Genomic DNA, 26,282 nt, shown 5'->3' on the forward strand with positions numbered 1-26,282 from the left:
CCTCGCGCGTTGTAAATCTCCCCCTGGAGGGGAGGGCTGGGGAGGGGGGAAGAGCCCTAGTACCCACTTCTTTCACCCCTCCCTAACCCTCCCCCTCAAGGGGAGGGGACCTCAAGGTTAGGTTTCTATGTACTTCCTGGTAGCAGCTAACTCTGCAGGAACTCACTAAGCCGCGCCAAATGCTGCACCGCGCCTTCAATCGCCCCATACTTCTCCACGACATATGCGCGATCATCCGGCGTCTTGAACACCATTTGCATGGTTATCTTAGTCTGGCCGCCTTGCTGTACAAATGTCACGGTCGACCGAAACTGCACCGCCCGCTCGCCTGGCACGGGATCGCCTCCGCTGTGAGTGTAAACGAGCCGCTCCGGCGGGACGATTTCTTCGTAAACCGTCTTGTTCGGATAGTTGGTTCCATCGGGGCCGTGCATCACATACTTCCAGACGCCGCCCGGCCGGACGTCCATCCGCTCGATCGTCGTCGTAAACCCGTTCGGCCCCCACCACTTCACCACCTTCTCGGGGTCAGTCCACGCCGAGAACGCCAGCTCCCGCGGGGCGTCGAGCAGTCGGGTAATGACAATCTCGCGGTCGGACGTCGACTCGTTGGCGGCAGGGTCAAAGCTGGCGGTCATCGATTGGCTCCGGGGCATCGGTAGGAGGAGCGGCGGCCGTTTCGCCCGCCGGCTCCGGGGTCGCGTCCGCTTCCTGGCGTTGAATCTCCTGGAGGTAAGCGTCGAGCCGATCGAAGCTCTCCTCCCAAAACTGGCGGTACTGGTCGATCCAGCCTGCCGCTTCGGCCAGCGGCTTCGCCTTCAGCCGGCAGGGCCGCCACTGGGCGTCCCGCCCCCGTTCGATGAGCCCCGCCTTTTCAAGCACCTTTAGGTGCTTCGAAATGGCGGGCATCGTCATCTTAAAGGGGGATGCTAGCTCGGTCACCGAACTTTGCCCCTTGGCGAGCCGCCCCAAAATCGCCCGGCGAGTGGGGTCGGCCAGAGCAGCGAACGTCGCGGAAAGCTTATCGGCCGTCATGGCGATTTACCTTTTGGTTAAATAACCTGTTGGTAAATTAATCCCGCGCTCCACGGCTGTCAAATCGCCAAGACCGCCGGCAGTGAGGGAAAAGCGAGTTCAGGGAACGCTTGGGGCGGTTTCCACTGAAACCTCGGAAGTCACCCCCGCCTGAAGCGTGGGCGGCGGCTCGGGCAGCTTCGCGAGCTGCCGCAATTGATCCTTCACCTGCGCCCGCAAGCCGGCGTTCCACGCCGCTTCGACGACGGCTGTCACCGCCTCGGCTGGCGTCTCGTCTGGATGCGCATCACGCCGTTGAAAAAGCAGATCGGCCAAATCGCCAAGCGGCGCGCCGAGGCTATCGCGCAGTTGCTTCCGCTCGCTTGCCTCCAAGCCGTCGCACGCCCGCACGATGGCAGCCGTCAATTGCGGGAGTGCTCCATCTCCCATGACGAACAGCTTGATGTCATCGTCGAGCGAAGCCGCGTCGAATTGCTCGTAAGCTTGCTGCGCAAACCGCCGTTCTCCCTCCGGCCCCAAATCGCGAGCTGGCAGGGCGACGAGCACCCAGAGGCCGATGGGGCCTGTCTCTCTCGCCGTTACCTGTTCCCAGTACTCATCGACGAACTGCGTCCATTGGACTTTGGTGAGCGATGACTTGCGCTCGGCCCACTCGCAAGATTGCGCGACGGCGAAACAGAACTCACGCGTCCAGGTCCACGCCCAGCTCTCTCGCGGCGCCAACTCCTCCGCAAGCGTCGGGCCGCTCTGCACTAAGAATCGCGTTATGCCGTTCAGTGCAGCCATACTGTTGAGGTTTTGCGGAATCGCAAACTCGGCCCCCGTGTTGGCCTCCCCGCTGATGTGGTTCCTCAACGCGAGTTCCAGCGATTTCGCCAACGGATCGCCGTTGTACGCATCGAAAACTCGCTGCCCGCGACGGCACAGCAACTCTCCCAGCGGAAACCGCTGCACTGACGGTTGCTCCGCCGCGGCGCCCAGCAAGAATTGCAGCGCCGAAAGCAGCGACCAATCCCCATTCGTCAAATCGACGAGCGCCGAGCCTTGCTCTTCGATCTCCCCCTGCAGTCGCTCGAATTCGTCGTCGCCCGTTTTGAATTCGAACAAGGTTCCGTCGTAGGCGAGGTACTTCAAGATGTGGCCTGTCGCCGCCTCGATTTGAAGTTCGCCTCGTTCGTCGCAAGCCTTCAAAATGCCATCTTCAATGGTCGTGTGCGCGCCGACGCCACGGCTGAAATCGAGCATCGCTACGGGCTCAATGACCGCCGAGAAGCCCGTGAAGGACATCGACCCACTTGTGCCGCGGCCCCCTCCTTGCACATTGGGAGAGACTTTAATCGTTGATTTATAATCTTCTCCTTCGAGCCTAATGCCCGAGATTTTCAGGGCGCAGGCCGGCTGAACCGCACCGGTGTAATCGATCCGGGAACTGCTTCGCCAATCGAAGAGGGACAACTGGTCATTCGAGGCAATCGCTCCAGCATTTAAGTCCCAGGGATGGAAAGGCCCCCGCCCCTGCACCCGGGCGACGATGCCCCGTTGATTGTTGATGACGATGGAGCAATCAAATTTGTCGACGCCCTCGGCTTCGGCCGCGCTCGTGCGTCGGATCACAAGCTCGATGCCCGGCGTCGCCCGCCATGAAGACTCTAACCACCGCGCCGCTTTGACGAGGATTTCATCCGTTTCGGCCAGCGGTTCGTTCAGCCGCGGGGCCAGTTCATACTCGAGAACGCTGATCCGCACGTCGACAGTGCGGGGATCGATGGCATAGCGGTCGGTTGGCGCTGTCGAGCAATCGACCGTCACCGCGTACCGCCAGAAGCGGCAAGAGTTGCGCAGCGCCGTAAACGCTTCCTCGCAGGCAGCGCCGCTGAATTTCATCCCCTGTTCAATCTTTAAAAAGTCGCGCATCTCCTCTTCGCTGTGCCGCGTCAGCCCCTCGAACGTCAGCGAACTTACGACCGCCTCCGGCCCCTCGTCGCTGATCGTCACCATTAGGTCCGCCGCCTGCTCGCCGGGAACGCGTTCGAACCCGACCGTGAAGCGCGCGAACGGAAACCCCAACTCAGTGAGTGCAAACTCGATTCCCTGCTGGAAGTGCGTGAGCGACAGCGAGTCGCCCGGCGCTGGTTTGTCCGCACGCCAGAAAGGAGATTTGCAGTCTTCGCCCGAGACTGTCAGAAGAGTTTCCCCGCCGCGCCGGTAGGTCCACGTCGCGGTCTGGGCCGGAACTTGCAGCCGCGCGATCAGTTGTTCGACCGGCAGCAGCTTGGCGCCTTCGACGCGGAACTTGCCGGTGCGGTACTGGGGGCCTTCTTCGACTTTCAGCACCATGCCGTCGGCGTCGCCGGAGTACGCCACCAAGACCGCCGCGTCGAGAAACCCGCGGTAGAGGTATCCCTCTCGCACTAGCTTTTCCGTAGTATCCAGCAGCGCCGCCAGGTCGGCGGTAGGCCGTGCGGCCTGCTGGAACTCGAAATTGCCTAATAGCGCCGCCACGATCTGGTGTGTCTTGAAGCTGCGAGCTCCCTCGACGCGCAGCCGTTTGAGATCCCCGGCGTCCCCGACGAGCGGGGCCTGCTTCGCTGCCGCGGGCTCCTCCGGCTTCGCTTGTTCGCTTCCTGTGCGGGAGAGGGGGGCGTCGAGTGCCTGTTGGGCGGCGTCGACCGGAGCGATCGCCTCCTCGGCAGGAGTTGAGGTGGCACAAATTGCCCAAACTACGCAAATCCCGAGGCCAATCAACAGAACTTTGTGCATGCGACGCCCTCCCTGGACTGATGCTAGCGTTGGCCGGCGGCTCGACTGGAGTCGATGCAGCGGCTGGGCCGAATATAAGCGGTGCGATTAGCCAGGGCCTACGGCGAATTTTCGCTTTACCACGCCCTGTCGCCGGTGAGCCGCCATCCAAGAACCTTACGGCGGCGAAAAAGGCGGCTTTTCACGCCCCCGTAATCTGGTATCATGCGGGGCTACCACCTGTTTTGAGGCCCAATCCCCGCAAAGGGGAGATAGAGTCATGCCAAAGCAAAAGACCCACAAGGGTACCAAGAAGCGTTTCCGTCTGACCGCCACCGGCAAGGCGAAGCACCGTTCGGCAGGCACCAGCCATCTGGCCGCCCGCATGAGCAGCAAGCGCAAGCGCCAACTCCGTGGCACCGAAGTCTCGGCCACCGTCGAATCGAAGATGGTGATCAAGGCTCTCTGCGGAAACAGCTACTAAGACGGAGTGATTGGTGAACAGGGATCGGTGATCGGTAATTACCAGTCACGGATCACCGATTACCAGTCACCCACTACCAACCTCGCCGGGCGTTAAACGTCTTCCGTCGTGGAAGAGGCCTGGGCGTGAGACTTCAGCAATAAGGGGTTCCTTCAATGAGAACCACCAAGGGCGCAGCCCGTAACAAGGCGAAGAATCGCCTCTTCAAGAAGACCAAGGGCTTTACCGGCGGACGCGGCACGCTCCTCCGCAGTGCCAAGGAAACGCTCGTCCGCGCCGAGGCGTACGCCTTCCGCGATCGCCGCGTGAAGAAGCGTGAGTTCCGCAAGCTGTGGATCATTCGCATCAACGCCGCCGCCCGCGAGCGTGGTCTCCGCTACAGCGAGTTCATCGCCGGCCTCAAGAAGGCCCAGATCGACCTCGACCGCAAGACGCTGTCGGAAATCGCGATCCACGATCCCGCGGCGTTCGACGCCATCGTGGCCAAGGCCCGCGAAGCGCTGTCGGCCTAACGGCCTCAACCCTCGCATCCGATGGCCCTCGCCGACTTCGTCGCTGAACTCGACGCTCTGGCTGATGCCGCGCAACAAGCGTTCGCATCTGTTTCGGACGCCGCTGCGCTTGAAGAAGCCCGCGTGGAATACACCGGCGCGAAGGCTGGCAAGCTGAAGGCTGCGCAGCAAGGCCTCGGCAAGGTCGATAAGGCCGACAAGCCGGCCGCGGGTAAGAAGTTTAACGAGGTGAAAACCGCCGTTGAGGCCGCGCTCGAAGCGGCCCAGCAGCGTCTTGCCGGCTCCGCAAAGACGCAGGCCCGCGAGGCGTTCGATCCGACGCTTCCCGGCCGGCCGTTCCGCTTGGGCCACCTGCATCCGGTGACGCAAACGATCGCCGACATGAAGGACATCATGGGCCGCCTCGGCTTCACCGCCGTCGAAGGCCCCGAGATCGAGGACGAGTGGCACAACTTCGAAGCCCTCAACATCCCCGCGATCCACCCCGCGAGAGACCCCCTCGATAACTTCTACCTGGCGACAGCCGGAGTAGCCGCGGGTCAACGACCCGCCGGAGCAGCGCAAGAAAAACCGCTCCTCCTCCGCAGCCAAACCAGCACCGTCCAAATCCGTGTGATGGAGAGCACTCCGCCCCCGGTGCGGATCATCTCTCTCGGCCGCGTCTATCGCCCCGACACGGCCGACGCTACGCACTACCCGATGTTCCACCAGATCGAAGGTCTGCTGGTCGATCGCGGCGTGACGATGGCCGACCTGAAGAGCGTCCTCCGCCTCTTCTGCCAAAGCTACTTCGGCAAAGACGAGGTGCACATCCGCTTCCGCCCGTCGTTCTTCCCGTTCACCGAGCCGAGCGTCGAAGTCGACATGAATTGGCAGGGAGGCTGGATGGAAATGGGCGGCGCCGGCATGGTCGATCCCAACGTCCTGCGGGCCGTCGGCTACGACCCCGAAGAAGTCACCGGCTTCGCCTTCGGCCTGGGCGTCGAACGCGTCTGCATGCGGCAACACGGCATCACCGACATCCGCGCGTTGTACGAAAACGACGTTCGCTTTCTCTCGCAATTCTAAGCACGAAAGTTTCTCCCAAAGGCGCGAAGTCGCAAAGAATGCGAAAGCCTCTTCTTTGCGTGTTTCTTAGCGACTTGGCGGCTTTGCGAGAGAAATCGAGTTAACCATGATCGTATCGCGGTTCTGACGCCACTCGGGGGTTGCCGTGAGTGAACTCAGTGAACTCAGTGCGGCCATTCAGGCTGTCGTTGCACGGTGGACGAGCGAGAACACTGAGCACATGCCCCCGTTAAGTTCTTCACGAGTTAAGGAGTTGCTGGAAACGTTGACCGACGAGGCGCCTGAGGACGCTGTTACTCTCTATAGTGAGACTGGCGGGATAGCGGAGGGGCATATGGACGACAATTTGTTCAGCCTCTGGCCGCTGGAGAAAGTGATTGCGGAAGCCCGAGCAACGCCGGGGAAACGAATCGAGTTCGGCGACTTCCTGATAGATTCCCACAGGTACTCGTTGGCATGCAGCGCAGGTAGGTCCGAAGTTTGGATCAACGCCCACTCCGGCGACCCTAGTGATGACCATCGAATTTTCGATTCGTTAACAGAATTCTTCGTGAAATACGCAAACGCGTCCTCGGAAGACGCCGCATTCAGCGTGCTGCATGGCATTGAGGAGCAAGCATGATCGTTAGCTGGGACTGGTTAGGCGACTACGTCGATTCCACTGCTTCGCACAGTGAGATGGCCGACCGCTTTGCGCTCTCGGGCCTCAATTTCGAGTGCTTCAACGACTCGATGATCGACCTCGAAGTCACCAGCAATCGCCCCGATTGCCTCGGCCACATCGGCGTCGCTCGCGAAGTCGGCGTCCTCTACGACCTGCCGATCGCGATCCCCGCCGCCGAGATTGCCGCGAAGGGCCCGAAGATCGACACGCTCACCAGCGTCACGATCGAAGCCCCCGAGCTTTGTCCCCGTTACACCGCCCGCCTCATCCGGGGCGTGAAGATCGGCCCCAGTCCCGCGTGGCTCGCCGACCGCCTCCGCACGCTCGGCATCGCGGTGATCAACAACGTCGTCGACGTCACGAACTACGTGATGTTCGAGTGCGGCCAGCCGCTCCATGCGTTCGACTTCGCGAAGCTCGCCGGCGGCAAGATCATCGTCCGCGCCGCGAAGCCGGGTGAGAAGTTCCAAGCGATCAACCACCAGGAATACGAACTCGCCGCGGATACCTGCGTCATTGCCGACGCGAAGCGACCCGTCGCCGTCGCCGGCGTCATGGGTGGCGTCGACAGCGAGGTGACCGACGCCACTGTCGACGTGCTGATCGAATCGGCGGCGTTCGCCCCGCTGTCGGTGCGCACCACCGCGCGGCGTCACCACCTTCACAGCCCGTCGTCGTACCGTTTCGAGCGCAGCGTCGACCTCGCCGGCCTCGATTGGGCGAGCCGCCGCGCCTGCGAGCTGATCCTCCAAACCGCCGGCGGCACGCTGGCCGAGGGAGTGATCGACGTCGGCCCCGCCGTCACGCCGAAAGAACGCGAAGTGGTGAAACTCCGCTGGGCCCAACTGCCGCGCGTCCTCGGCATCGAAGTCCCCACGGCCACGGTGCAGAAGATTCTCACGGCCCTCGGCTGTGAAGAGACGCACATTTGCGATCACTGCATCAAGGTTTTGCCGCCGAGTTGGCGGGCCGATCTCACCCGCGAGATCGATCTCATCGAGGAAGTCGCCCGCATCTACGGCTACGATCAGATTCCCGAAGACAGCAACGTGAAGATGGCCGCGTCGACCCGCACGCGACTTGATCGCGTGCTCGACCGCGTGCACGCCACGCTCGTCGCGGCTGGCTTCGACGAAGCAATGACGCTCAGCGCCGTCGACGAAACGCTCGTCGATGCGATCCAGCCCTGGTCGGACGAAGCGCCGCTCCGTGCGTCGACCGCCGTTCTCCGCCGCGCCGATTGCCTGCGGCAAACGCTCGTGCCGAGCTTGCTCACCGCTCGCCGTCACAACGAAAAACTCTCGAACCCCACGATCGAGCTGTTCGAAATCGCCAACGTCTACCTGCCGATCGCCGGCGAAATCCCGCAGCAAAAGCGGCTGCTCGCCATCACCAGCGGCGGCGGCTTCCTCGAATTGAAGGGCATCCTCGAAGCCCTCATTGCCCGCGTCGCGCCGTCGCAAGAGCTGCAGGTCGGCGAAGTCGACTACCCGCTGCTCGACGACGCCCGCCAATGCCGGCTGCGGCTCGGCGAGCATACGCTCGGTTACATGGGCGAACTTTCGAAAGCGGGCCGCGAGCGATTCGAACTCCGCGGCGGCTCGACGGTCGCTGAGATCGACGTTGAAATGCTCATCGCGGCCGCGGAGCTCGCCCCCACCGCCGTGCCTCTGTCGCAGTACCCGCCGGTTAGCCGCGACGTGAACATCGTCGTCAACGAATCGATTCGCTGGTCGGAAGTCGAGCGGCTCGTCCGCACCGCGGGCGGCGATCTGATCGAGTCGGTACAATTCCAGGAAACGTACCGCGACCCCCAGCGGCTCGGCGCCGGCAAGAAGAGTATGCTCTTCAGCCTGCAGCTCCGCTCCGCCACGGCGACGCTGACCAACGAAGAGGCCGACGCTGTGCGGGAGCGCATCGTCGAAATCCTCTCGCAGCAAGTCGGCGGCGAGCTGCGGGCGTAGCAATCGAATACTCACCACGAAGTCGCGCAGGCAGTAAGGTGACGCGAAGAGACAATTCTTAAATCTTCTTCGTGCGTCCTTATTGCCTTCGAGCCTTGGTGGTTCCTCCCCCGGCAGCGGATCAGGCCATGACCATCCCTGAACTCTTCGGCTACGTGCTGGTCGGCCTGTCGGCGATCTTCTTCGCGCTCCACTGGAACCAGTGGCGAGATTGGGCTCACGCCGCCGCGAACAGCCGCCGTCGCGAGTTCATTCGCCGGCAGCTCCAGCGCCGCATGGTGGCGAGCGCCCTGATCGGCGTCGTCGGCGCCGCGATTACGATGGTCAACCAACTACCGCCGAATCCGCTCGCGATGACGATGTATCTGCTCGCGCTGCTGCTGGCCGTCTGCGTGATCTTCGCGATCGGCCTCACCGACATGCGGGCCGCTCGGCAAATGCAGCATGAAGAGCAAATCGAAATGCTCGCCGCCGAATTCCGCAAAGCGACGACGGAACTGCCGGAGCAGGGGAATTCTTAACCACACTAGCCCCGGGCTCCGCCCGGGGGTCGGTCACCATTCCGATCGGCACTGTCGCGTGTAACGTTACGCGACCCCCGGGCGGAGCCCGGGGCTAGGAATACGGCGTGGCTTACCGACTCAAGCAGCCGCCGCGGCCCGCTTCTTCGGCAGCGCGATCACATCGAAGTGCCGCTCCACGCTCATCTTATTCCGCGCGAGCATCGGCCCCACCGGATCAGCCCCCGCCTCGTAGCGATGCAGTTCGTACCCGGCTGAACTCAGCAGATCGAACAACGCCTGCCGCTCGCCGTTGCTCAGCCGCTTGAAGACTTCCGTCCGCACCACCGGCCGCCGCTCGCGCAGCACCGGCAGAATCGATTCGAGAATCTGCCGATCGAACCCTTCCGCGTCGACCTTCACATAGCTCAACCACGGCAAGCACTCGGCATACTCGGTCCGCAGGATGTTCAGCAGGTTGCGGCCTTCGATCTGCAGCGGAAACTTCTTCCGCCACGGATTCCAATTCCGCGAACCATCGGCCCCGCCGTTGCAAAACGAAGCGTCGCCATAGTGAAACGTGAACGTGCCGTCTTCCGGCGTCGCCGCACAGCAGCGGCAGTCGATTCGCGTCCGGCCAAAGTTCAGGCCGGCGTTCTGTTCGAGGATCGCGTAGACGTGCGGGTTCGGTTCGAGCGCCAGCACCCGGCCCGTTGAACCGCAGGCCAGCGCCAGCGGAATTGTCGAATCGCCCGTGTGGGCGCCGACGTCGATCACAAAATCGCCTGGCCGAATGAACTGCCGCAGTCCGTCGATTTCCGCTTGCTCAATCGGTTGCTCGCTAACGCATGGATGGAGCCATTGGGCGAACTCGACCACGCCGTCGGCCGGCAACTCGTACCGCCGCACCTCGGCGCCCCATTCGGCGAATGGCACATGGGGGCGACGGCGAAAAAGGCGGCGAAGAGACATGGCAGGGCCTGCAGCGAGCCGGGATTTCGAGAACCGGCGCCTAGGGTAGCGATTCCCCCAATTTCCCGCAGCACGAATCCCGCAGCAGCGGGTCAACGACCCGCCGGAGCGTGTTACCGAGCGATTCAGCCCCTCCCGCCCCCCGCCAGCCCCGCCCGGTATAATTCCCACCATCTGCTAGCAGGGCCGGAGAGCCCCCCCCGTTTCAAGTTTCCCCGAATCGCCCCCACCGGCTATATTGCGACGCCCTCGGCGAACCACCCTCCAGACACCGTCCCCCAATTCGCGCCCTTAGCGTGATTCGCGGGCCTGCATTTCATACCGAAACTTCTCCGTAGATGACCAAAGCCAAGACCCCCGTCGACCGCCGCGAGACGCCCGATGCGATCGTGCCGGCCAAAGTTCAAGTTGAGGCCAAGTCGGGCCACGACTTCGTCATGTTCCGCGAGACGCTCGAATCGATCGTCGTCGCGTTCGTGCTCGCGTTCCTCTTCCGCACGTTCGAGGCCGAGGCGTTCGTCATCCCCACCGGCTCGATGTCGCCGTCGCTGCAGGGGCAGCACAAAGACGTCCTCTGCGACGAGTGCGGACATCGCTTCCGCACGACCGCTAGCGCCGAAGGCGACGAAACCGACAAGTACAAAGCAACCGAACGCCAATTGAAGGCGCAGATCAGCGCGGGGCAAAGCGCACTCGCCGCCGCTCAGGGCGCTGGCAATCAGGGCAAGGCGCGCGACATCAGACAGCAGGTCGACTATCTGTCGGACCAACTCGCCCGCGTGCAGCAGACGATCGCGAACATCCAAATCGTCGGCGGCATGTGTCCCATGTGCCGCAACCTGATGCCGATGCGGCCCGATCTGCCTGCCAGCGTCGCCAACGAGTTCCGCGGCGAGGAGATCGAAGTCCAGCCGAGCTATCCCGGCGATCGCATCCTGGTGAACAAGTACGGCGTCGACTTCAGCGAGCCCGAACGCTGGGACGTCGTCGTCTTCAAGTTCCCCGGCGACGGCAACATGAACTACATCAAGCGGCTAGTCGGCCTCCCCGGCGAAGAGATCCGCATTTACCAGGGCGATATCTTCGTCAAGTCGATCGACGCCGACGAATCGGAGTACCAAATCGCACGGCGCTCGCCCGAGAAGATCGTGGCGATGCTCGAACCAGTGCACGATTCCGACTACGAGTCGGCCACCCTTTACAACGCCGGCTGGCCGCTGCGGTGGGCTGCAACCACTCCCGACGGGTGGAAGCTCGACGCAAAGGTCGAGGGCAAGAACGTCGTCCAGCGTTTCTCGATTGATCAATCGAAGGACGATCCCGCGGCATGGCTTCGCTATCGCCATCAAACTGCCGACCATGACCAGTGGGAGCCAGCTCGCCGCATTGCTCGGGAAGGTATCGAAGCAATTGCAAAGGAAGCCGGCCTGACGGTCGAAGCTTCGAAGGAAGAGATGCGCAGCAGCGCTCACCCGAAGCTCATCACCGATTTCAATCCCTACAACGCCTCGCTGCAACGCTACGAGGCCGAGTCGCGAGGTTGGAAACTTGGGGCTAACTCGATGCACCAGGGAACCGAATGGGTCGGCGATCTCGCGGTCGAAGCGACGGTTGAAGTCGAGGAAGCCCGTGGCCAACTGATGCTCGACCTCGTCGAAGCCGGCAACCACTTTCGCGCGACGTTCAACCTCGCCGACGGCAAGGTGGAGCTCACCGCCATCGACGGCCGCACGGGCGAGCCGCTCGACTTCAAGGCGACTGGCCAAACGAGCGTCAGCGCCGCCGGGACCTACGAACTCCGCTTCGCCAACGTCGACGATCAACTGCTGCTTTGGATCGACGGCGACCTCGTCGACCTGGGCGACGCGACCTACGACCCCGACAAGCTGCTTCCAGCAGGCCGCAAGGGGATGATCCCGTGGGCCAGCCCGAACGCCGACGAAGACCAGGGCGATCTCTCTCCCGCCGGCGTTGGCGCCCTCGACGCTAAGCTGACGGTCACGCGTCTGGCGCTGCTCCGCGACATCTACTACATCGCCATCGAGTATGGCAAAGACACGGGCCCGATGGCCGACTTCGAGTCGACTATTGCTCCGGAAGTGCTGTTCACGACTCCCGACCGCTGGGACGCCTTTGCCAGCCGCCGCAAACGCGACTTCAAAGTCGATGAAGGCCAGCTATTCGTCCTCGGCGACAACAGTCCCGCCAGTAAGGATTGCCGCCTCTGGGAGCAACCCGGCGAGCATGGCGAGTACCCCGGCGGCGCCTACCTCGATCGAAACCTGCTGATCGGCAAAGCGGTCAGCGTGTTCTGGCCTCACTCGTGGGGCACGTACCCATTCTCGGAAACATTCCCGATCCTCAAGCAAATCCCCGGCTGGCCTGCCTTCGGCGACATGCGCAAGGTGAGGTAGCCCTAGCCCCCGGCTCCGCCGGGGGGTAAGTCTCCATCACGCGACGCTGTGCAGCTGGCAACACGACCCCCGGGCGGAGCCCGGGGCTAGAACCAACGCGACTCACGACACGCCCAATTCGTCACGGAGGACGAATCCCATGACCCTGCTAAAAGTTCGCGGCCTCGTGAAAAACTACGGCCGCCGCCGTGTCGTCGACGGCGTCGATTACGAAGTCGCTCCCGGCGAGATCGTCGGGCTGCTCGGCCCCAACGGCGCCGGCAAGACGACCACCTTCCGCATGTCGTGCGGCATGATCGACCCCGACGCGGGCAAGGTCACCCTGCAAGACAAGGACGTTACCAACTGGCCGATGTACAAGCGCTCCCGCGAAGGGGGCATGGGCTATCTCGCCCAAGAGTCGAGCGTCTTCCGCAAGCTCTCCGTGCAGAACAACCTGCTCGGCGTGATGGAAATGCTCGGCATGAGCCGCAAGGAACGTCGCTTCCGCTGCGACGAACTGCTCGAACAGTTCGGCGTCACGAAGCTCCGCAAAGCGAAAGCCCAGTCCCTCTCCGGCGGCGAACGCCGCCGCGTCGAGATCGCCCGCTGCCTCGTCTCGAACCCGCAGATCATCCTGCTCGACGAGCCGTTCACCGGCATCGATCCGGTGACGATCGCGAGCATTCAGGAGATCGTCCGCGACCTCCGCGCTCGCGGCATCTCGATCCTGATCACCGACCATCAAGTCCGCGAGACGCTCGAGATCACCGACCGCAGCTACGTTATTCGCGCGGGCCAGGTGTTATGCCACGGCCGTCCCGAGGAAGTGCTGCGGAACCCCGAAGCGCGGAAGTACTACTTCGGCGAAGGGATGGATCTCTCCGTGAAAGGCCGGCCCGCCGCAGCCGCCGCTCCTGCCGCCGCACTCCCCGCCGCGACGACGCCCCACGGCCGCTTGGCGGCCCTCAGGGAACGCCTCACCGGCCGCCACCACCCGCCGGATGAAGCCGCTTAGCCGAATCCTCGTCGTTCTGAGCGGAGCGAAGAATCCAGAAGCTCAGTCGAGTCATCGGGCGCCAACTGCATCCTGACAGGTAAAGGTATTGTTTAAGGCCCAACGGGCCGCGCTGTGATAGCCCAGGGCTGGCGATTGAAATCAAAAGCCCTGTAGGGGCGCGCTGAGATTGGCGCGCCCCTACAGGGCTTCTTTGCTAACGGTGGAGTCTACCCAGTGCTTCGCCCTGGGCTTTCGTAGCGCGGCCTTTCAGGCCTGAATGCCAGCGGCACGCACTCTCAAGCCACTTACGAAGCCGACCGCATCACGGCCTTCTTGCCGCCGCTTGGCACCACGTCGCTGGCGAAATCTTCCGCCTCGGTGGTCGCCTGCAAGTGGTCAGTGTTCCCCGCGTTCACCCCGCAGCCGGGGTTGAAGATCATCGACGGGAACATCGCGAACATCGCCTTCCAGTACCGCTCGTACGCCGGGTAGTTCACCTCGGGGTTTTCGCGTTGGTACTCGTTCAGCTTCGCTTCCAGCGTCGTGTGCGTCAGCCGCGGGTGACGGTGGTGCGGGCCGTGAATGAAGATGTCGAAGTTCAGGAACGAGCTCAACCGCAGCAGCCACTTGCGCGGCAACACCGTACGGGTCCCTTGCAGCGGGTCGAAGCTCGACATGCCGAGGTGTTCGGTGAACTTACGGAACGTTTGCATGAACGCCGCCACATACATCGGCGCTAGCACCACGAGGATGTGGGCCGTCCACTGATGCGTCAGCGCGACGTACGTCCAAATGGCGCCCCACACCGCGGCGATCGCAATGTACTCGTTGCGGATCTCGCGACGCGTCGCCGCCGACTTGATCGGCGAGTTGCGGTGAAAGAAGATGCGGCCGTAGATGATCGGCCCCGAAGCGACGCCGCACAGCAGATCGAACCAGACGAACGCGCGGCGGAAACCGAGCGAAGCGTTCGGATCGCTATAAGGCCACAGCTCCCAGTCGCGGGGAGTGTTCAGGTACGCGTGATGGCGAATATGAACTTCGCGGTAGGCGGTGTAAGGGGTGAACATCATCGTCCCCAGGAACCGCCCGCACCAAATCGACAGCCCGCGCGATTTGAACAGCGTCTGATGGGCCGCTTCGTGCAGCGCGCTAGTCCAGCAGAACATCATCGACGCAGTGAACGCCGTGAGCGCCGCGACCATCCACGGGGTCGATTGATTCCACGCGACGAAGCCGCCAAGCAGGAATCCGTTCAGGCCCATGCCGAGGCCAGCGAACGGAATCGAGAGCATGCGCGGCAGCGTGTTCTTTTCGCCGAGCGAGCGCTCTTCTTCAGGCGTGAATTGAGTAACCGAAGCCAAAGCTGCACTCCAAAACTTGCTGGGGCTGGCGTTGCCGTAGCCTAGCGCAAAGAAAGCGCACCGCCGTGCAGTTTGGACTTCCGTGAAGGCGGGAGCAGACGACCTCAAATGTCGTCGCAGGCTAACAGGTTGTTCGCCAAAGAGCGGACCGGTAAAGTTTCGCTGATACGCAGTCTCAACTCAACCGCCCCGGCTCTATTTACGTTATCTATTTTACCCAGCGGGGTCAAATTGGCGTGTTATCGGCCAACGCGGCGGTCTCGCGACCACCACGCTTCCGCACGTGCGGCGAGCGCCTCTCCAATGCTCGCCACAGCTATCTTCGTCATTCCCGGGCATAATCTGTGCCTGGGGCGCCCGTTGGCCCGAAAGATTGGTTTAGGGCGTCTGGGTATAGCGTTCGTTGACGGACGACGACGAGCCCATGAACCGCGAATCTCGCGAATCGACGCCAACAAATGCCGAGAGTGAAATAGATGACGACGCAGCTCACGGAGCGTTCCGCTACTCGTCCCATTCGCGAAGAATCGCGGTCAAAAAGCATCCCTATCAACGCCAGCCGAACTCCCGCCATGTCATCGTTTCGCGTCACTTCTGACGTCAATCTGAGCCAGGCCGAGCGCGAGGCCGTCGGGGCCGGCGAAAATATCGTCAGCTGCGCACGCTACTTTCCCTTCTCCACGCCCGACACTGAGCTCTTCTGGGCCAAGGCGTACGACGGCGAGCGGTTAGCCGCAATTGCCCCCGTCGTCCGTCTTCGCAAACGGAAGGCGACCGACATGCTGCGGGCCCCCGTACGCAAATGGCTTGGCCCGATCATCGGTCCGCTCGCCCGCAAGACGACGCTGCTCGTCGACACCGCGTTCATGGCCTACGACGCTGGCTCGCCCTTCCTCAGCGCCCCCGGCGTCGATCGCCCCGCGGTGAAGCGCGCCATCTCGGCCTTCCTGAAATCGCAGAAGAAGGTCGACACGGTCTGGATTTCCGAGCCTCCCGCCGAAGCCGAGTGGGCCGCCACCGAGAAGTACCACCAGTTCCTCACGCTGCCGATGGTGCGCATCGTCACCGAGAACTGCACGAAGCTCGATGACTTCTTGGCGACGCTCTCCCGCAACCGCCGCCGCAACTTCCGCCGCGAACGCGACACCTTCACGAAGGCGGGCGCCCGCATCGAAATGTGGCAAGGCGTCATCCGCGAGAACCCGACGCTCCATCGCCAGGTGATGGCGCTCCTCGGTTCGAGCGAGGTCAACACGAAGTTCAGCGTTCCCTACAACGACGTCCTCACGAACCCCGACGCCATCGCCGCGCAGTGGCAAATCGTGCTCACCGCGCACCTCGGCGATCAGGTCGTCGGCTTCATGAGCTGCCTGCAAGACGGCAAGCGGTTGATGCAGTGCCACGGCGGGCTCGACTACAAGATCTCGCACGAGATCCTCGCCTACCACAACCTCATTTCTCGCGCGATCGAACACGCGATCGAACTCGGCTGCGACGCGCTCACGCTCGGCCCGTTCACGAACGAAACCAAGAAGCGCGCCGGCGGCAAAATGCAGCCGATCGTCTCGAGCCTCTGGAACCGCATGCCGGGTGATGCGTTCTTCGCGAAGAAGGTCTTCTCGAAGAACTTCGAAGTCTACCGCGGCGAACTCGGCGCCCCGACGTACGCCGTCGACGAAGAAGATTGAGCTTCCCCTAGCCCCGGGCTCCGCCCGGGGGTCGGCATCCATCTCGCGGAGCATTGCCCCAACCGTCACGCAACCCCCGGGCGGAGCCCGGGGCTAGAAGTGCGCCCTACGGCCGCCCCTTCATCATCCCCGACACCCGCGCAATCAACCTGTCTAACAACCGCGTTGGCAGCACGTCGAGCCCGATGTCGAGCCACACCGCATCGGCGCCGACGAGATAGTGAATCCGCGGCCGCCGCGCCCGTAGCGCCTTGAGCACCACCGCCGCCACCTTCTCCGGCGGCGTTGCCCCGCGGGCCCCGCGCTCGTTCAGCTTCGCGCACCGCGCGAACAGCGGCCCGTAGCCATTTCGCAGTTCCGGCGGCAGCTCTTCCAAGCGCTCCTGCAGCGCTTCCCGCGCCTTGTCGAAGATTGCCGTCCCCACCTGCCCCGGCCGGATGACCGTCACCGGAATCTTCCAGGGCCGCAGCTCGACCCGCAGCGTGTTCGAGAGCGCCTCAAGCGCGAACTTGCTCGCCGAGTACCCGCCCACCATCGGCAGCGCCACCGAGCCGTTCATGCTGGAAATGTTGACGATCCTCCCCTGCCCTTTCCGCAGTAGCGGCAGGCAAAGCTGCATCATTCGCAGCGGCGCCAGCGTGTTTACTTCGAGGGTCGCCCGCAGCTCGTCGAGGTCCAACAGCTCCACCACCGACGGCGGCCCGATGCCGGCGTTATTCACCAGCGCGAACAGCCCCCCGTGAGCCTGGGCGGTGATCTCGGCAATCGCCTGCTCCGCCTGTTCTGGGTCGGTCACATCGAGCCAGACCGGCGTGACCGAGTTCAGCGCAAGCTGCTCGATCTTGCTCCGGCCTTCTTCCGTCCGCGTTCCCGCGAAGACGTGGTAGCCGTTCGCCGCCAAATGCCGAGCCGTGGCGAGCCCGATGCCCGAGGAGGCCCCGGTAACCAATACTGCCGGTTGCGTCTGATCCATGAACTCCCCGCCGAGACTCCCTGTCTGCCCGCCAGCCAACGCTGAAAGAGGTTCGATGGTACCAAAATGAGCCCCCCGCGGCACGCCGCAGTCGATTGGATTCGGACAGGATGACAGGATTGAGAAGGATCGAGGAGCATCGGTCATCCGCTCCCCTGCTCACTCGCCCACTGCCTGCCTTCCATCCTGTCGATCCACTCAATCCTGTGATCCTGTCCAGTCTTCCCAGAAGCGCCCCGCAGGCGCGCAACTTGCTCAATCGTCCTCCCGCACCCTCAAAACCACTTCCCTCGAAACCGCTGCAGTCATCTGGGGTTTGAATCCCCAACGCCCCGCTGCAGCCCGCTTCGGCAGGCATCCACGGGGCGACTAAGGTATACTCCCGGCAACGGAACTTAGGGCCTTTTCCCCCCGCAGCCGGCCCGATCCCCAATCACCAGAACTAGTCGACCGCCCGCGATTTCTCGAGGGAACTCCCTTCGCTCGCCGGCGGCTCAATCAGGAGAACGAGTCATGGCCAGAAGTTCTTGGGCGATCGCCCTCTGTTTGCTGACGGCATCGTCTGCCTTCGCCCAAGCCCCGCGCGGCCGCAATGCCGACGCCGATGCAGAGTTTGGCGCCGAGGAAGCCCCCCGCGGCGAGCGTGGCGCTCGCGGTGAACGCGGCGGCGAACGTGGAGAGCGCGGCGGCTTCGGCCGTGGCGGCGAAGGCGGCCCGGAAGGCGAGGGAGGCCGCTTCGGCCGCGGCGGGTTCCGTCGTCCGAATCCTCTCTTCTCCGCCATCGACACCGACGGCGACGGCTCGATTAGCAAGGCCGAACTTCGCAAGGCCGCCGCAGGCATCGCGAAGCTCGACGGCGACGGCGACGGCAACATCACCCAAGAAGAAGCCGGCGGCGGCGGACCGGGCGGTCCCGGCGGCCCAGGCTTCGGCGGCCCTGGCGGGATGGGCGACCCCAAGCAAATGGTCGATATGGCCATGCAAGCCGATGCGAACGGCGACGGCAAGCTCACCGCCGACGAAGTCACCGATCCCCGTCAGCGGATGATGATGCGTAGCGCCGACCAAGACGGCGACGGCGCAATCACGAAGGAAGAGCTCACCACCGCCATGGAGCAGTTCCAACAACGGATGCAGCAAGGCGGCTTCGGCGGTCCTGGCGGCGGCGGACCGGGCGGCCCCGGCGGTCGCGGCGGCGAAGACATGAGCCAACGCATGATGTCCCTCGACAAGAACGGCGACGGCAAGATCACCCCCGACGAAGCTCCCGAGCAAGCCCGCGGCATGCTCCGTCAAGCCGATGAAAACGGCGATGGCGAAGTCGACGCCGCCGAAATGACCAAGTTCTCCCGCAGCATGGGCGGCCGTGCCCGCGGCGCCCTCGGCGGCGCCCAAGGCCAAGGCGGCCCCGGCGGACGCTTCGGCCGCGGCGGCGATCAGGACGGCGCCGCCGAAGGCGCGAACGGCCGCAGCTCGCGCCGCAACCGCGATAGCGACGAGCAGTAAGCGAGCCAGCAACTCGACGAGCAGTAAGCGAGGTTGAGTCAGGATTTCAACGAAGCGAGGCGTTCTCACTTGAGAACGCCTCGCTTTTTCATGCGCGCTTCACTTTTCGCATCGGACTGAGTCGCTTCAGCGACCAGTCAGCCCCCACGCCAACCGCTCCATCCCTTCCGCTTCCTCAAACGCAACATCCACCTCCGCGACAGCGACTAACCCTTCTCCCGCAGCGGAACGTTCCACTCCTCGCCCAGACGAATCAAACGCCGCTCCCCGAACATCACTCTGCAACGCAAACGCCGCCCATTTCGCCGCGAGCAACTCCTCGGCGTCCGCACGACGCGCAAACTCCTCCACCGCCGGCGTCAACGGCACGCTCCAGTGTCGCACTTCTTCCGCCACGATTGCCGCGACTTGCTCGCTCGCCACTACCCGCGCCGCGACGGCATTCACCGCTTCTGCAACCGCGGCCATATTCGAACTCACCGTTCCGTACTGCTGCTTCCAGATGGCCAGATCGTTGCCGTCGACCTGCCCGTTCGGCAGCCCATCCCCATCGCTCACCGTTGCGTCGGTATTGCCAAACCCGCGCTGCCATGCCAAGAAGTCGACGCCATCGACCTTGCCATCCTGATTGAAATCACCCGTCGCCGAGCCGCTGTACACCGGCGCCTCGACGGCCCCGATGTCGATTCCCCCCACGACGCGACTGTACGGCTCGCCGCGCTGATCGAACTCCGGCGTCGTCGCGTCGGCCGGCTTGCCGTGACCAATCGCCAAGCTCCCCGGCAGCGGCAGGTGCGTCGGCATCTCGTAGCCCTCCGGCATAACCGGCCCGCCGTTATCCATCAGCGGCCCCAAGCCCGCTGAAAGCACCCCGCCGATCGGCCCGCCGATGCGATTGGTGCTGATCGAAGAATCCGGCCCTACCTCCGCCAAGGTCGAGCCGCGGTTGTCGCCAATCAGGCTGTAAGTCGCGGCGATACTTCCTCTTCCAGAGATTTCCACATCAGGCAGATCGGGCCCATGGTTGCCAGCGACAATCGAACTCTCGAGCACGAGCCGCCCTGCGGAGATCGAGATCCCGCTGCCACCTCCCGGCTGTCCGTATGGACCCGGGAGTGAATTGTCCGTAATTGTCGACCGTCGGACGGTGAGGCCGGTGTTCGACGAAACGCCCCCTCCGCCTCCGCCCAACTGAGCCCGATTGCCGCTAATCGTCGAATCTTCAATGAGAGTGTTACCGAGTCTTGACGTTACTGGCGTTGAGAGACCGAGGCCTACGCCGACGTTTCGTACGACTGATGAGTTAAGAATGATCGTTTCCGAGCTGTTGACGCGTAAGCCGCCAATAGATCGGCCAGTATTTTCGGCCACGAGGGTGTTGTACATTACGAACGTCGTCGTATTGATGGTCATTCCGCCCGTGGAGCCGGAAAACGATCCAGAGTTGCCCGAAATTACCGAGTTGGCGATGACGACTTCTTGCGCGGAGAGTCCTGGCCGCACGCTAATTCCCCCCGCGGAGTAGGTGGAATCAGACTCGTACAGGTTTCCCAACACGGCCGAGCGATCCATGTAGAGATTACCCGTCAACACGATTCCGCCGGTTCCTTGAACGACTTTGTTGCCTTCAACCCTGCTCGCGATCATCGTGAGATGCATTCCGTTGATGCCCGCGCCCGTGCTGGCAGTGCAATCTGTCACGGCAACGTTGATCAGCGTTAGGTCTTTTGTGGAATTGATTCCCCCGGCTTTGGCGGCAGTAATCGTCAATCCGCGCAACTCCATGTTCGCGCTCGCGGTCATCACGCGCGAGTTAGCAAGATTGCCGCTTCCGCTGATCACGAGCCTGTCCGCTCCCGGTCCGTAGATCGCCGCTTCCTGCGTAATCGCCAACGCGCCATTCTTCAAATAGATCGTTGCCGGCGATGAGTTAAGGATCGACGGCGAGAACTCAATCACGTCGTAAGCCAGGTTCTCATTCGCCACGGCGAGCGCTTCGCGTAGCGTGAACTTCCCCAGCCCGTAGTCGCCGTCCACGTCGTCCGCCAGCGAATCGACGATCAGCGTTCGCCCTGAGTACTCCACCGCTCCGATGTCGATCCGCGTTCCCGTTCGGCGCGAGTACCCCGCGCCGCGCTGATCGAACTCTGGCGTCGTCGACGACGCCTCGCCGTCAGACCAATCGTCTCCCGGCGCCCGCCAGGGATCGCCCGCAAAGATCGCCGGACTTCCCGGCAGCAAGGCATGCGTCCGAGTCGGCCCGCCGTTGTTCGCCAAGGGGCCGAGCAGCGGATCGATGAACCCGTAAGTCGGGCCGCCGATCAGATTGCCAAAGTGGTCCGCCCATCCAATCGGCGCCTCGGAGAGCACCGTCCCGTCATTGTCGGCGATCAGACTGTAGTGAACTCGAAGCGTCCGGCTGTCGACGAGCATTTCCGCCGCGACTTCCGTCGCAAAGTTCCCCGCCACGATCGTGTGATCGATTGACAAAGCCGCGGACGCTGAAGCAGTGGCGTAAACGCCGCCCCCGCTCCCCACGGCTCCAGCGCCCAAGCTCGATGCCGTGTTCGCGATGATGGTGCTGTGTCTGATGGTCGCGTCGCCGCTAACCCAAATCCCCGCCCCTTGCGCCAACGAGTCGAACCCGGTTGACTTGGCGGAGTTGCCGCTGATCGTCGAACTAATGACGTTCGTCGACCCGGCGGAGTAAATCGCTCCCCCGAGCGCTGCGAACGAGTCGTTGGCGACGTTGCCGTTGAACGTGCTCCGATCGACGTACAGCGTACCGGTCGACGTGACGCTTACGCCCCCGCCCCGGCTGGCGGTATTTCCGGCCACGGTCGTCGCCGTGATGGCGGCGTAGAGCGTCGCAGCGATACCGCCGCCGACGCCGTTCCGGCCGCTGGCTGAGTTGCCGCGAATGGCGCTGTTGGCAACGATCAAACTCCCCGAAGCAAAGATGGCGCCTCCCGACGTGTTGTCGCCGGTGACGCTGCTGCCCCGGATGGCAAGGCCGTCGATGCGCAACGTCGCCGGCGAGGCCGACCGAATCGCGCCGCCGCTGTACGTCTGCTGCAAAATCTCGTTGAAGCTGAGATTATCGCCCGTCGTTCGTCCATTGAGCAGCGTCATGCCGCTCAGTTCAACGTCAACAGCCTCGCCGCTCACGTTAAAAATCCGCGAGTTCTGCTGGGCGTCGATCGTGAAGACCTCGCTCCCCAGACCGACGATCGCGAGTCCCTCGGTGATCGCGATCTCGCCGCCCGTTAGCAGCATCGTCGCCGGATTGTCGTGCCCAAAATCGAAGCGGATCTCATCGAGGCCCTCAGCGGCGTTTGCCGCGAGCACTGCCTCGCGCAACGACATCAGCCCGTCGTTGGAATCGACGACGTCGAGCTCGGTGTCGACGGTCAGCACCGCCAGCAGGCGGCGATCTTCTAACGGCTCGCAACGGAGCGCACGACGGCGCCCCTTGTAGTTGCGGTCATGTAAGTCGGGGGCGGCGCGCCGTGCGCGGCGGAAGTAGCGTCCGGCCATGGGGTGTGACCTCGCAAAATAGAGAGATGAAAAAAGATGAAGCGAAGAAATAACGATCGAGTCGGATCCGACTCGGAGAAAGACTGGTCGGGGCGCCGCTGCAGCGCGGAGAGCTCGCTAAGCGAGAAGGAATCGCCGCAAGAACGCGGTTCAGCGGCTGCAGCCAAGGGAGATGCAGCCGCTGCCAAGGCTCGGAAGCAGCGTAGATTCAGCGCGAGCGCAACAAGCAGTGTTGCTTGGACGCCAAGAGCCGAACACGCCGAAGAAATCGGCGCGCAGCGCGAACGCTCGCCAAGGAGAGCCGCCATGTTCTGTTCCGTGGCCCCGCGTGCCCCAAAGATGTTGCAGGACCGAGGAGGAGTATAACGCCGCCCAAATTGCGAAGCAAGCGAATTTCAACTCGCCGCCGTCAGCGTCAATCCCAAAATATCTGCCACACGTCCATTTTCTTAGCCCCCGGTTCTTCAAACCGGGGGCGGTGCGCTGCGCCCGACCCCTTCTCGCGCCGCAATAAAATACGCGGTGGCCAAATTTAGTTGTCGAAACTAGGCCACCAGTTTTGCTAACGTGAACTCGCGTCCGCGAGGTGCACATTCTAGCCCCGGGCTCCGCCCGGGGGTCGCGCACCGCCGGACGACGCGAACCAACACGGCCAAGTCACCCCCGGGCAAAGCCCGGGGCTATTTACACGTTCACACAGAGGGGACCATCACATGCAACGTCAATACATCCGCCAACGCGAACGCGTCTTCACCGAAGAAATGAAAGTGAAATTCTGCGAGCTAGTCCGCAAGAGCTATTCACTCGCCGAAGCCGCCCAAGGCGTCGGCGTCACGCTCCGCACGGTGCAGCGCTACCGCCGCGAAGAAGAAGATTTTGATCAGGAAGTGCGCATGGCGAAGCTCGCCAAGCCCGACCCGCTAAAGCTGATGGAATCGGCTGCCAGAACGCACTGGCGCGCCGCGGCCTGGCTGCTTGAACGCACCAAACCCGAAACCTACGCCCGCAAGCGCGGCGATCTCGCCTCCGGCTTGAAAGTCACGAAGGCGCTGCGACTGATGATGGAAACCGCGCTCGCCAACACGCCGGAGGAAGCGCGAACAGAACTCTTCAAGCATCTCGACAAAACCTACGAACACGTGCTCGACTGCTGCTTCCCCAGCCTCGGCCCCTGGGACCGCCCGCGCGATCCGGAAATGGCCGACACGCCGTTAGTCATTCGCGAACGCGTGAAGTCAGCGCCGGTGATCCACAACTACGGCCTCGGCACCCCCGACGAATGGTCCTTCGCCGCACCGCAGCCGCAACCTCGTTCCCACGCTCCGCGTCAAGAACCCAATGACTCAGCGTCAACCGTAGGGTGGGTGCTCGCACCCACCACGCCCAGCGAGGAGCAAGTCGCCCCACCGCTGACCGAACAACCTCCAGCGCAATCAACGACCTCCTGCAATGCCGCACCAAACGAACCCGAAACGGCAAAGGTGGGTGCGAGCACCCACCCTACGGAGGCGGAGCGCGCTCAACGCCACCAAGACTTGCTCGACTGGGGCCTGCGCCTGATGCAAAACGAACAACGCCAAAAAGACCGCGACAAGTACGACCGCTTAATGTCGCGTAAAACGAAGAAAGCGACACAAGCGACGCGAACCGAAAAGCGACGTCAAAACCGCCGCGCTGCGTAGCTCAACGGGGTCGGGGGCCTTTTGCCACTGGGTGCGTGCCACTGAATTGACGACCGCCAGTGGCAAAAGGCCCCCGACCCCTTCAGCGCACCCGGCGCTACGCGACGACATGACGCCCGCCGCGCTATATAACGACACATCACGCTTTGAAGAACAGGCCAACGCCTATTTTCCGTTCATAGCCGACGCCCACGCGCGTCGCTTGGAGCTGCAGGTGACGATCCCAAAATCGTTTTCCTACCAATACGGCCTCAGCGCGACTCGGCTATTGGCCTACGCGATCGCGGCGCTCGTCGGCGCCATTGGCAGCTATGTGATGATCCGGCTCGAACCGGCCCCGGGGCAGTTCTGGCAGCGCGATTGGCGAGCGTACGTCTTCTGGCTGACGCTACCCGGATTGGCCGTCGTCTCGCTCTACTACTTCACCCTGCTGGTGAAACGTTTCGCCTCGCCGACGTTCATCGTCTTGGATGACGCGGCGATCACGATCCCCAAAACGTCGTTGACGTCGCAGACGCGAACGATTGAATTCGCGGAGGTCTCGAAGCTCGTCGGCCCGCGCGCTGGCAAGTTCGAGCTACGCACCGCCGCGGAGCCCGTCAGCATCGAAGCGTTGAAGCTCGCCACCACAGAGGCGTTCATCGGCCTCTGCCAACAGATCGTCGATCGGTGCGGCCTAAAACGCGATCTCGCCGCAGAAGCGACGCGTCCGCCGAAGTACGTCGAGATTTCCAAGTCTTTCACGATCGGCCGGATGAGCTCGTACTACGGCTCGGTGATTATTTCGCGCCGGGCGATTTTCTTCTTACAGCTAAAGAACGCGAACTATCGCTACAAGGCGGTGGCTGAGGGGATCGCGCAGGCGATCGAGAAGGTTGGCGGCAAGCAAATTGCGGAAATGCCGATCACCGAGCTCGACGATGCGATCCTCGATCATCACGACTGGCCGCTGTGGGACAACGAGGGAACGGTCCGCGTCCTACCGCGTTCGGCGGTGACTTCCGTACGCCTGCCGTGGTGGGGAGCGCTGTCGATTCGCGCCGGCGACCGCCGTTTCTCGTCGTCGGTTCCGTTTTGGAAGTCGCTGCGAGTGAAACGCCAACTTCGCGAGGCGGGCTGGCCGCTCGGCGGCGAGCAGCGAGAGCACCCTTAGCCCCCGGTTCTTTAAACTGGGGGCCCGCAAGCGAACCCAACCCCAGTCGCAACCGTCCTTTAGGGCGAGTTGACCCGGTTGCGCCGGCGTCTAAAATGGCCCGGTAGCTTCAGGCAGGGAGTGCCGATGATAGCACCGTGTGAACCAAATCTTCACACGGAGCGTACCAGCGGAAGTTGTTTTGCCGGCGATCCTCCGCACGGCGGATCGCTCACCACACTCCCCACCGTGGTTACCCACTTCATGGAAACCCGCCAAGACTCTCCCGCCGGCCTTCGCTTCCTTACCGCCCTGCCGGTCTACAACGAAGTCAACCACGTCACCGAGGTCCTCGACCAGGTGGCGCGGAACGCCCAAGACGTCCTCGTCGTCGACGACGGCTCGACCGACGGCACTCGCGAACTGCTGGCGACCCGCAAAGACGTGATCGTCGTCTCCCATCCGCAGAACCGCGGCTACGGCGCCGCCCTCCACACGGCGTTCGACTACGCGATCGCTCACGGCTACGACGTGATCGTCACGATCGATTGCGACGGCCAGCACGAACCGCAGCTCATCGGCAGCCTCGCCGCCGCGTGCGCGGACGTCGACATGGTTTCCGGCAGCCGCTACCTGAGCCTCGACGGCTCAGTCGGCGCCCCGCCGATCGATCGCCGCCGCATCAACATGCAGGTGACCGACGAACTCAACTGCCGCCTCGGCCTGCAGCTGACCGACGCCTTTTGCGGGTTCAAAGCCTACAAGGTCGAAGCCCTCAAGCGGATGCAGATCACCGAGACGGGCTACGCGATGCCGCTCGAGCTGTGGGTGCAGGCTGCGTTCCAAGGGCTGAAGATCACTGAGTTCGCCGTGCCGCTTGTCTACCTCGACGAGAAGCGCAGCTTCGGCGGTGCGCTCGACGATTCGGCCAAGCGGCTCGAGTACTACCACTCGGTGATCGATCGTGCTGTGAAGGCGTGTGCCGAGCAGCAACCGTCGAGCCCCCTCGCCCTACCCCGCTGTAACGAGCAGTTTGAAGGCTGTTCCCAAGGTTGTTCCTGAGAGCTGC

20 protein-coding genes are annotated in these 26,282 nt (G+C 63.1%); 13 read left to right on the plus strand and 7 right to left on the minus strand.

Annotated elements, in window-relative coordinates; translation table 11 throughout:
• Nucleotides 1–146 precede the first annotated feature (146 nt).
• The 3 genes from ACQY7R_RS25745 to ACQY7R_RS25755 all read right to left on the minus strand — a co-directional run bounded on the left by ACQY7R_RS25745 (nt 147) and on the right by ACQY7R_RS25755 (nt 3,795).
• Nucleotides 147–638, minus strand: coding sequence for an SRPBCC family protein (locus tag ACQY7R_RS25745; RefSeq protein WP_428308408.1), 492 nt, complete (start codon nt 636–638; stop codon nt 147–149).
• On the minus strand, nt 622–1,035 hold the full coding sequence (locus ACQY7R_RS25750; protein WP_428308409.1) for an ArsR/SmtB family transcription factor: 414 nt from the start codon (nt 1,033–1,035) through the stop codon (nt 622–624). Before ACQY7R_RS25750 ends, ACQY7R_RS25745 begins: the two co-directional genes overlap by 17 nt.
• Nucleotides 1,036–1,134: 99 nt before the next feature.
• Entirely contained in the window at nt 1,135–3,795 is a 2,661-nt protein-coding gene (locus ACQY7R_RS25755) for a hypothetical protein (protein WP_428308410.1), read from the minus strand.
• A 259-nt stretch (nt 3,796–4,054) separates the two neighbouring features.
• On the opposite strand from ACQY7R_RS25755, the gene rpmI reads away from it, so the two are divergent.
• The 6 genes from rpmI (at nt 4,055) to ACQY7R_RS25785 (ending at nt 8,987) form a co-directional block, all read left to right on the plus strand.
• Nucleotides 4,055–4,258 carry a 50S ribosomal protein L35 gene (gene rpmI, locus ACQY7R_RS25760; RefSeq protein ID WP_152097634.1) on the plus strand — a complete coding sequence of 68 codons (204 nt, stop codon included), beginning with the start codon at nt 4,055–4,057 and terminating at the stop codon, nt 4,256–4,258.
• 155 nt (nt 4,259–4,413) lie between these two features.
• Entirely contained in the window at nt 4,414–4,770 is a 357-nt protein-coding gene (gene rplT, locus ACQY7R_RS25765; RefSeq protein WP_428308411.1) for a 50S ribosomal protein L20, read from the plus strand.
• A gap of 21 nt (nt 4,771–4,791) precedes the next feature.
• Nucleotides 4,792–5,838: a phenylalanine--tRNA ligase subunit alpha gene (gene pheS / locus ACQY7R_RS25770; protein WP_428308412.1), complete on the plus strand. Its 1,047-nt coding sequence runs from the start codon at nt 4,792–4,794 to the stop codon at nt 5,836–5,838.
• Between the two features lie 145 nt (nt 5,839–5,983).
• Complete coding sequence (locus ACQY7R_RS25775; RefSeq protein WP_428308413.1) at nt 5,984–6,460, plus strand: hypothetical protein; 477 nt, start codon at nt 5,984–5,986, stop codon at nt 6,458–6,460.
• Entirely contained in the window at nt 6,457–8,466 is a 2,010-nt protein-coding gene (gene pheT, locus ACQY7R_RS25780) for a phenylalanine--tRNA ligase subunit beta (RefSeq protein ID WP_428308414.1), read from the plus strand. Before ACQY7R_RS25775 ends, pheT begins: the two co-directional genes overlap by 4 nt.
• 128 nt (nt 8,467–8,594) lie before the next feature.
• The gene (locus ACQY7R_RS25785; protein WP_428308415.1) at nt 8,595–8,987 is read left to right on the plus strand and encodes a hypothetical protein; all 393 of its coding nucleotides are present in this window, start codon (nt 8,595–8,597) and stop codon (nt 8,985–8,987) included.
• 120 nt (nt 8,988–9,107) lie between these two features.
• Here ACQY7R_RS25785 and ACQY7R_RS25790 read toward each other — a convergent pair whose 3' ends face one another.
• Nucleotides 9,108–9,938: an FkbM family methyltransferase gene (locus ACQY7R_RS25790; protein ID WP_428308416.1), complete on the minus strand. Its 831-nt coding sequence runs from the start codon at nt 9,936–9,938 to the stop codon at nt 9,108–9,110.
• Nucleotides 9,939–10,276: 338 nt separating this feature from the next.
• Here ACQY7R_RS25790 and lepB point away from each other — a divergent pair, with 338 nt between their 5' ends.
• Nucleotides 10,277–12,352, plus strand: coding sequence for a signal peptidase I (lepB, locus tag ACQY7R_RS25795; protein ID WP_428308417.1), 2,076 nt, complete (start codon nt 10,277–10,279; stop codon nt 12,350–12,352).
• 139 nt (nt 12,353–12,491) lie between these two features.
• Nucleotides 12,492–13,349 (plus strand): LPS export ABC transporter ATP-binding protein, encoded by an 858-nt coding sequence (gene lptB / locus ACQY7R_RS25800; RefSeq protein WP_428308418.1) that lies wholly within the window; start codon nt 12,492–12,494, stop codon nt 13,347–13,349.
• A gap of 287 nt (nt 13,350–13,636) precedes the next feature.
• Here the strand turns inward: lptB and ACQY7R_RS25805 are convergent, their stop codons facing one another.
• Nucleotides 13,637–14,695 carry a fatty acid desaturase family protein gene (locus ACQY7R_RS25805; protein ID WP_428308419.1) on the minus strand — a complete coding sequence of 353 codons (1,059 nt, stop codon included), beginning with the start codon at nt 14,693–14,695 and terminating at the stop codon, nt 13,637–13,639.
• Nucleotides 14,696–15,267: 572 nt separating this feature from the next.
• Here ACQY7R_RS25805 and ACQY7R_RS25810 point away from each other — a divergent pair.
• A complete protein-coding gene (locus tag ACQY7R_RS25810; protein WP_428308420.1) occupies nt 15,268–16,383 on the plus strand; it encodes a GNAT family N-acetyltransferase in 1,116 nt (371 codons plus the stop codon).
• Between the two features lie 106 nt (nt 16,384–16,489).
• Here ACQY7R_RS25810 and ACQY7R_RS25815 read toward each other — a convergent pair whose 3' ends face one another.
• Complete coding sequence (locus ACQY7R_RS25815) at nt 16,490–17,356, minus strand: SDR family oxidoreductase (protein ID WP_428308421.1); 867 nt, start codon at nt 17,354–17,356, stop codon at nt 16,490–16,492.
• 513 nt (nt 17,357–17,869) lie between these two features.
• Here ACQY7R_RS25815 and ACQY7R_RS25820 point away from each other — a divergent pair.
• Nucleotides 17,870–18,862 carry an EF-hand domain-containing protein gene (locus tag ACQY7R_RS25820; RefSeq protein WP_428308422.1) on the plus strand — a complete coding sequence of 331 codons (993 nt, stop codon included), beginning with the start codon at nt 17,870–17,872 and terminating at the stop codon, nt 18,860–18,862.
• Between the two features lie 126 nt (nt 18,863–18,988).
• On the opposite strand, the gene ACQY7R_RS25825 is transcribed toward ACQY7R_RS25820, so the two are convergent.
• Entirely contained in the window at nt 18,989–22,399 is a 3,411-nt protein-coding gene (locus ACQY7R_RS25825) for a choice-of-anchor Q domain-containing protein (protein WP_428308423.1), read from the minus strand.
• Between the two features lie 713 nt (nt 22,400–23,112).
• Here ACQY7R_RS25825 and ACQY7R_RS25830 point away from each other — a divergent pair.
• The 3 genes from ACQY7R_RS25830 (at nt 23,113) to ACQY7R_RS25840 (ending at nt 26,275) form a co-directional block, all read left to right on the plus strand.
• A complete protein-coding gene (locus tag ACQY7R_RS25830) occupies nt 23,113–24,081 on the plus strand; it encodes a hypothetical protein (protein ID WP_428308424.1) in 969 nt (322 codons plus the stop codon).
• Between the two features lie 109 nt (nt 24,082–24,190).
• On the plus strand, nt 24,191–25,234 hold the full coding sequence (locus tag ACQY7R_RS25835) for a hypothetical protein (RefSeq protein ID WP_428308425.1): 1,044 nt from the start codon (nt 24,191–24,193) through the stop codon (nt 25,232–25,234).
• Between the two features lie 228 nt (nt 25,235–25,462).
• Complete coding sequence (locus ACQY7R_RS25840; RefSeq protein WP_428308426.1) at nt 25,463–26,275, plus strand: glycosyltransferase family 2 protein; 813 nt, start codon at nt 25,463–25,465, stop codon at nt 26,273–26,275.
• The last annotated feature ends 7 nt before the right edge of the window (nt 26,276–26,282 follow it).

Origin of the sequence: Lacipirellula sp., assembly GCF_965279485.1 — a bacterium.
Classification (GTDB): Bacteria; Planctomycetota; Planctomycetia; order Pirellulales; family Lacipirellulaceae; genus Lacipirellula.

Excerpts from the sequence above, each read along its gene's own strand:
- ACQY7R_RS25745 (WP_428308408.1), bottom strand. The coding sequence starts at position 638 with ATGACCGCCAGCTTTGACCCTGCCGCCAACGAGTCGACGTCCGACCGC.
- ACQY7R_RS25750 (WP_428308409.1), bottom strand. The coding sequence starts at position 1,035 with ATGACGGCCGATAAGCTTTCCGCGACGTTCGCTGCTCTGGCCGACCCC.
- ACQY7R_RS25755 (WP_428308410.1), bottom strand. The coding sequence starts at position 3,795 with ATGCACAAAGTTCTGTTGATTGGCCTCGGGATTTGCGTAGTTTGGGCA.
- rpmI (WP_152097634.1), top strand. The coding sequence starts at position 4,055 with ATGCCAAAGCAAAAGACCCACAAGGGTACCAAGAAGCGTTTCCGTCTG.
- rplT (WP_428308411.1), top strand. The coding sequence starts at position 4,414 with ATGAGAACCACCAAGGGCGCAGCCCGTAACAAGGCGAAGAATCGCCTC.
- pheS (WP_428308412.1), top strand. The coding sequence starts at position 4,792 with ATGGCCCTCGCCGACTTCGTCGCTGAACTCGACGCTCTGGCTGATGCC.
- pheT (WP_428308414.1), top strand. The coding sequence starts at position 6,457 with ATGATCGTTAGCTGGGACTGGTTAGGCGACTACGTCGATTCCACTGCT.
- ACQY7R_RS25785 (WP_428308415.1), top strand. The coding sequence starts at position 8,595 with ATGACCATCCCTGAACTCTTCGGCTACGTGCTGGTCGGCCTGTCGGCG.
- ACQY7R_RS25790 (WP_428308416.1), bottom strand. The coding sequence starts at position 9,938 with ATGTCTCTTCGCCGCCTTTTTCGCCGTCGCCCCCATGTGCCATTCGCC.
- lepB (WP_428308417.1), top strand. The coding sequence starts at position 10,277 with ATGACCAAAGCCAAGACCCCCGTCGACCGCCGCGAGACGCCCGATGCG.
- lptB (WP_428308418.1), top strand. The coding sequence starts at position 12,492 with ATGACCCTGCTAAAAGTTCGCGGCCTCGTGAAAAACTACGGCCGCCGC.
- ACQY7R_RS25810 (WP_428308420.1), top strand. The coding sequence starts at position 15,268 with ATGTCATCGTTTCGCGTCACTTCTGACGTCAATCTGAGCCAGGCCGAG.
- ACQY7R_RS25815 (WP_428308421.1), bottom strand. The coding sequence starts at position 17,356 with ATGGATCAGACGCAACCGGCAGTATTGGTTACCGGGGCCTCCTCGGGC.
- ACQY7R_RS25820 (WP_428308422.1), top strand. The coding sequence starts at position 17,870 with ATGGCCAGAAGTTCTTGGGCGATCGCCCTCTGTTTGCTGACGGCATCG.
- ACQY7R_RS25825 (WP_428308423.1), bottom strand. The coding sequence starts at position 22,399 with ATGGCCGGACGCTACTTCCGCCGCGCACGGCGCGCCGCCCCCGACTTA.
- ACQY7R_RS25830 (WP_428308424.1), top strand. The coding sequence starts at position 23,113 with ATGCAACGTCAATACATCCGCCAACGCGAACGCGTCTTCACCGAAGAA.
- ACQY7R_RS25835 (WP_428308425.1), top strand. The coding sequence starts at position 24,191 with ATGACGCCCGCCGCGCTATATAACGACACATCACGCTTTGAAGAACAG.